The sequence below is a fragment of the Chloroflexota bacterium genome, assembly GCA_013152435.1.
Lineage (GTDB): Bacteria > Chloroflexota > Anaerolineae > DUEN01 > DUEN01 > DUEN01.
Window position 1 is genome coordinate 1 of the sequence record JAADGJ010000087.1, and the last position, 6,446, is coordinate 6,446.

A 6,446-nucleotide genomic window follows, 5' to 3' on the forward strand; every position below is an offset into this window, starting at 1 on the left:
AAGGTGGTTACGCTCATGAGGAAGATCGGCAGGGCCGATTACGACCTGGTTACGAGGTGATTACGCTCAGCGTAACCGCTGTCCGACCCTCTTCCGATGGAGCAGGATTCACGTGTCCTCGCTGACTCGCAGATTCGCTGACTCGCTCCCTTCACCCCACCCGATCCGCACGAGGATACTGAAAGCACAACGTCCCGAAACCACTCCGGCTTAAATGCCAGAAGCTTCAATCCCACACGATCCGCACGAGGATACGGAGCGAAAGGGCGAAAGGGCGGATGGGCAAATGGCGAAACATTGGTTGTCCACAATCAGCGGCCTTTCGAGGTCTGGTTTGCGGGAAGTTCTATGCTGTCGGTGGAGGCCTGGTGGTTACTCTTGTGCCTGCCCTCTCCCCTTTCCGATGGAGCAGGATTCACGTGTCCTCGCTGACTCGCAGATTCGCTGACTCGCTCCCTTCAACCCCACCCGATCCGCACGAGGATACGGAGTTGTTTAGCGGTTAGCTGGTAGCAGTGAGCAGTGAGCTCCTTCGTGCTCTCGAGGATCATGAACAAACGGGTGAGTGATGAGCCCGTAAATGAATGGCTGACTGTTTGGTCCTGGAAAAGAGCGAGTCAACAGCTGCAGCGCGCTGTAAAAGCTATCGGCTAACCGCTGTCTGCTATCGGCTGTATAGGGCCGACTCGAGCACGATGTCTGCTCCTCGGTAGGAGCGACGCGGGGCCTGCTGTCCGCCGGTCTTCGGCGATTCGGATGGGGAAATCGCGCATTTGTCGCGTCCGATGATTGACAAGACGGGCGAGAGGTGTTATACTGAGGTCGTTCAATTCACTTAAAGGCGGATAGGTGGATTCTATGTCAATCCTGGCCCTTATTAGCCTCCTTATCGTAGAGCTCCTGGTAATTCTCCAGGGGCCGTTCCTGGTTGGGAGGCGAATCGGATAGGGCCGAATCCTATCGATCTGTCAGCGGAGACCCCTCCTGAACCAGGAGGGGTTTGTTATTGTAGGCAGATATTGCGGCATGAGGCCGCAGCGAGTGCAACGGCGCCTCCCCTGGACTCCAAGCGAGTCGGTGAGGCGCCGTTGTCCTTTCAGGTGGTAGGCTGTGCCAATTCTTGGGGAGGGATGAGTCATGCAACTGACAGGTGCGCAGATGGTGTGGGAGAGCCTCTGTCGCGAGGGCGTGGAGGCCGTCTTTGGCATCCCGGGCGGGGCGATCCTGCCCACCTACGATGCCATGTCCCGCTGCCCGGTCCGCCATGTGCTGGTGCGTCATGAACAGGCGGCCGCTCATGCGGCCGACGGCTACGCTCGTGCCACGGGCAGGGTAGGCGTCTGCATCGCCACCAGCGGGCCCGGTGCCACCAACCTCGTCACCGGTATCGCCACGGCTATGATGGATTCCGTGCCCGTAGTCGCCATCACCGGCCAGGTCGCCTCCAGCTTCATTGGCGGCGACGCGTTCCAGGAGACGGACGTCACCGGCATCACGCTGCCGATCACCAAGCACAACTACCTGGTCACCGACATCCATGAGCTGCCGCAGGTAATGGCGGAGGCCTTCTACATCGCTCGCTCCGGCCGTCCCGGCCCCGTTTTGGTCGACATCGCCAAGGATGTCCAGCAGGCGACGGCGGAGTTCGAGTACCCCGACTCGGTGGATCTGCCGGGCTTCCCCGCGCCTCATCCGCCCGATATCCGGGCGGTGGAAGCCGCCGCCGCGCTCATCAACGCCGCTGAACGCCCGCTGATCCTGGCCGGGCACGGCGTCCAGATGGCCGACGCGACGTGGGAGCTGCAACAGATCGTCGAGAAGGCGGAGATCCCCGTGGTCACCACCCTCTTGGGCATCGGCGATATCCCGGAGACCCATCCCCTATGTTTGGGGATGGCCGGCATGCACGGGGAGGCCTACGCCAACCAGGCGATTCAGGAGTGCGATGTCCTGATCGCCATCGGTATGCGCTTCGACGACCGGGTCACGGGGCGCCTGGACTCCTTCGCCAAGCAGGCTAAGATCATCCACTTTGAGCTGGATCCCGCCGAGATCGGCAAGAACGTGAAGCCCGACCTCGCCGTGGTGGGGGATTGCAAGGACACGCTGGGCGCGTTGTTGCCGCTGATCGAAGAGCGCCAGCACAAGGAGTGGATCGCCCGGATCAACAGCTGGCGCGAGGAATCCCGGGAGCGGGATATCCTGAACCTGGAGGTGGATGAGCTCATCCCGCCCTTTGTGATGCGCCAGTTGTGGGAGGCGACCCGGGGCGAGGACGTCATCGTGGTGACCGACGTGGGCCAGCATCAGATGTGGGAGGCCCAGTATTACATCCACGAGCGCCCGCGCCAGCTCATCACCTCCGGCGGGTTGGGGACCATGGGGTTTGCGCTGCCCGCGGCCCTGGGTGCTCAGGTCGGCAGGCCGGAGGCGGAGGTGTGGGCCGTCTGCGGCGATGGCGGGTTCCAGATGACGATGCAGGAGCTGGGCACCTTGATGCAGGAGCGCCTCCCCGTCAAGATCGCCATCATCGTCAACGGCTTCCTGGGCATGGTGCGCCAGTGGCAGCAGCTCTTCTATGAGAAGCGATATGCGGGGACGCCCATCATGAGCCCCGACTACGTGAAGCTGGCGGATGCCTATGGGATCCCGGCGCGCAGCGTCACCCGCAATGAGGAGGTGGCCGAGGCCATCGCTGAGGCTCGAGAGACCGAGGGCCCCTTCCTGCTGGCCTTCCACGTCAAGGAGGAGGTGAACGTCTACCCCATGGTGGCGCCCGGTGCCGGGGTGGGCGAGATGATTCGTCGGCCCAAGCCTCGCATCGTGCAGGGCTATTCGGGCGTGGAGCCAAGCTGGTGAGTGTGCAGGTGTGCGAGCGGACGAGTTGCAGGTGCACGACCGCCGACTCGCCCATTCGCTGATTCGCTGACTCGCTCATTCTAGAAAGACGTGAGGCAGGAGCCATGAAACATACTGTGATTGCCTGGATGGAGGATAAGCCCGGCGTCCTGAACCGGGTGGCCGGATTGTTCCGTAGGCGGAATTTCAACATCGATAGCCTGACCGTGGGGCACAGCGAGACGCCCGGTATCAGCCGCATGACCTTCGTCGTGGACGGGGACGATCGCATGGTGGATCAGGCCATCAAGCAACTGGAGAAGCTCATCAACGTCACCCGGGTGGAGAATGTGACAGATAAGCCGGCGGTGATCCGGGAGATGGCGCTGATTCGGGTCAAGGCCTCGGGCGCCCAGCGTTCGGAGATCGTCCAGCTGGCCGATATCTTTCGGGGCCGCATCGTGGATGTGGCGCTGGACTCGATGGTGGTGGAGATCACCGGGCCCGAGAGCCGGGTGAACTCCTTGATCGACCTCTTGAGCTACTTCGGCATCATAGAGATGGTGCGCACCGGCCGGGTGGCCATGGTGCGTGGCAGCAACGGTACGGGGGAACATGGATCGGCGTCCGGCTGGGACCGGAGCGGGGGCAACGGCAGCCTGGACGAGCTCTCTGAACGGTAACCAACAAAGCGAGGAGGATCGCAGACATGGCCAAGCTCTACTACGACGCGGATGCAGACCTAGGGAGGTTGTCCGGCAGGAAGGTCGCCATCATCGGATACGGCAGCCAGGGGCATGCCCATGCCTTGAACCTGAAGGACAGCGGGGTGGACGTGCGCGTGGGGCTGTACGAGGGATCGAAGTCGTGGCCCAAGGCCGAGGCGTCCGGGCTCACGGTGAAGCCGGTGGCGGAGGCGGCCGCTGAGGCGGACATCATCATGATGTTGATCCCGGACACCATCCAGCCGAAGGTCTATCGGGAATCCGTCGAGGCCGGGTTGGCGCCCGGTAAGACGCTCATGTTTGCCCATGGATTCAACATCCGGTTCGGGCAGATCCAGCCGCCCGATTATGTGGATGTGAGCATGGTGGCGCCCAAGGCGCCCGGGCATCGCGTGCGGGAGGTCTTCGTCGAAGGTGGCGGCACTCCCGGGTTGGTCGCCGTCCAGCAGGACGTCAGCGGGCATGCGCTGGACGACGCCCTGGCCTATGCCAGGGGGATCGGCTGCACCCGTGCCGGCGTGATCGAGACCACCTTCGCCGAGGAGACGGAGACGGACCTGTTTGGCGAGCAGGCGGTGCTGTGCGGCGGCGTCAGCGCGCTGATCAAGGCGGGCTTCGAGACGTTGGTGAACGCCGGATATCAGCCGGAGATCGCCTACTTCGAGTGCCTGCACGAGCTGAAGCTGATCGTGGACCTCATCTACCAGGGCGGGCTCAGCTACATGCGGTACTCGGTGTCCGATACGGCCGAGCATGGTGACTACACCGCCGGCCCCAAGATCATCACCGAGGAGGTCCGCCGCAACATGCAGAAGATCCTGGAGGACGTGCAGAGCGGCGCCTATGCCGAGGAGTGGATCGAGGAGAACGCCAAGGGGCGGCCGTGGTTCAACAAGATGCGGGAACAGGAGCGCCAGCATCCCATCGAGGAGGTGGGACGTCGGTTGCGTGCCATGATGCCGTGGCTGGATCCGAAAGAGGTATAATCGCTAGTCATGGGCCGTCAGCGGGTAGCATAGCATGGCTATCTGCTACCCGCTGCCTGCTGGCGGCTGAAGAAAGGGGGTGATGGTCGTGGCGGAAGATGGCCTTGGTGACCTTGCTGACCTTATGAGCCTACACGATCGACGAACCCGACGCGCGGCCTCCGGCCGCGGCCAAGATCTCAGAGAAAAGGAGACCCCCGAAGATGGAACGCGAGGTATCTGTAGAGACAACCGAGGTAGACGTACAGGACCCTGACGGTGACGTACAGGACACCGTCCTGATCTTCGACACCACCCTGCGGGATGGCGAGCAATCCCCGGGGGCGACGCTGCATTTGGCGGAGAAGCTGGACATCGCCCGCCAGCTTGGCCGGCTGGGCGTTGATATCATCGAGGCCGGTTTCCCGGCCGCCTCTCCGGGCGATCTGGAGGCGGTCCGCCAGATCGCCGAGACGGTGGGCAATGATGCGGACGACCGGCCGCAAGGAAGGCCGCCTACCATCGCCGGTTTGGCCCGTGCCAATCGGGATGACATCGACAAGGCGTGGGAGGCGGTTCGTCATGCCGCATATCCCCGCATCCACACCTTCATCGCCACCTCCGATATCCACATCCGACACAAGTTGCGCATGACCCGGGAGCAGGTGCTGGAGCGCACCCGGGAGATGGTCGCGTACGCCAAGCAATATTGTGATGATGTGGAGTTCAGCCCGGAGGACGCGGGCCGCTCCGATCCGGAGTTCCTGTATCAAGTGCTGGCGGTGGCCATCGAGGCCGGCGCGACCACGCTGAACATCCCGGACACGGTGGGATACACGACGCCGGAGGAGTTCGGCGCGCTGATCCGAGGCATCCGGGAGAACGTGCCTGGCATCGAGAACGTGGTGATCTCCGTGCACTGCCACGATGATCTGGGCCTGGCGGTGGCCAACTCCCTGGCCGGGGTGCAGGCGGGCGCTCGCCAGGTGGAGTGCACGGTCAACGGCATCGGCGAGCGGGCCGGCAACGCGGCGCTGGAGGAGATTGTCATGGCGCTGTACGTGCGTCGGCCTTACTATCGGCTGCGCACCAACATCGTCACGACCGAGATCCACCGCACCAGCGACATGGTGTCCCGCTATACCGGCATGCTGATCCAGCCCAACAAGGCCATCGTGGGCGCGAACGCGTTCGCACACGAGGCGGGCATTCACCAGGATGGCATCCTCAAGCATCGCCGCACCTACGAGATCATGGACGCCTCCACCATCGGGCTGGGGGAGAGCCGCCTGGTGTTGGGGAAGCATTCCGGCCGACATGCTTTTCGCACCAAGTTGGAGTCCATGGGGTACCGCCTGGATCCGGAGGAGCTGGATCAGGTGTTCCAGCAGTTCAAGGAGCTGGCGGATAAGAAAAAGGTGGTCACCGATGCCGATCTGGAGGCCATCGTGGCCGATCGCCTCTATCAGCCGCCGGAGACCTATGCGCTGGAGGCTGTGCAGGTTCAGTGCGGATATCCCAGCATCCCCACGGCGGTGGTGCGCTTGAAGCGATTGACGGATGGCGCCGTGTTCACGGAGGCCGGGTTTGGCACCGGGCCGGTGGACGCGGTGTATCAGGGGATCAACCGGATCGTGGGGGTGCCCAACAAGTTGATCGAATTCAACGTGCAGTCCATCACGGAGGGTTTGGACGCCGTCGGCGATGTGACGATCCGCATCGAGGCCACCGAGCCGGTGGGGAAGCAGAAGACCGCCGTGGGCGGCAGCGGGCGTCGGGTCTTCACGGGCCGGGGCGTCGATACCGATATCGTGATGGCCAGCGCCAAGGCGTATATGCAGGCGCTGAACAAGCTGTTGGCTGCTCAGCAGGAGGAAGAGTCCGTCATCTCGGTGACGGCCGAGGAGATGACGGCGAG

Annotated in this window: 4 protein-coding genes; all 4 read left to right on the forward strand. The window is 63.2% G+C overall.

What is annotated here, in order from left to right:
• Positions 1-1,137 precede the first annotated feature (1,137 nt).
• A complete protein-coding gene (gene ilvB, locus GXP39_12650) occupies positions 1,138-2,859 on the forward strand; it encodes a biosynthetic-type acetolactate synthase large subunit (GenBank protein NOZ28884.1) in 1,722 nt (573 codons plus the stop codon).
• Positions 2,860-2,963: 104 nt separating this feature from the next.
• The gene (gene ilvN / locus GXP39_12655) at positions 2,964-3,521 is read left to right on the forward strand and encodes an acetolactate synthase small subunit (protein ID NOZ28885.1); all 558 of its coding nucleotides are present in this window, start codon (positions 2,964-2,966) and stop codon (positions 3,519-3,521) included.
• Between the two features lie 26 nt (positions 3,522-3,547).
• A complete protein-coding gene (gene ilvC / locus GXP39_12660; protein NOZ28886.1) occupies positions 3,548-4,549 on the forward strand; it encodes a ketol-acid reductoisomerase in 1,002 nt (333 codons plus the stop codon).
• A 203-nt stretch (positions 4,550-4,752) separates the two neighbouring features.
• Positions 4,753-6,446, forward strand: a 1,694-nt coding sequence (locus GXP39_12665; GenBank protein NOZ28887.1) for a 2-isopropylmalate synthase, incomplete at its 3' end; no start/stop codon positions are given.

What these genes read in the sequence shown, in the direction of transcription:
- ilvB (NOZ28884.1), top strand. Translation starts at nt 1,138, where the DNA reads ATGCAACTGACAGGTGCGCAGATGGTGTGGGAGAGCCTCTGTCGCGAG.
- ilvN (NOZ28885.1), top strand. Translation starts at nt 2,964, where the DNA reads ATGAAACATACTGTGATTGCCTGGATGGAGGATAAGCCCGGCGTCCTG.
- ilvC (NOZ28886.1), top strand. Translation starts at nt 3,548, where the DNA reads ATGGCCAAGCTCTACTACGACGCGGATGCAGACCTAGGGAGGTTGTCC.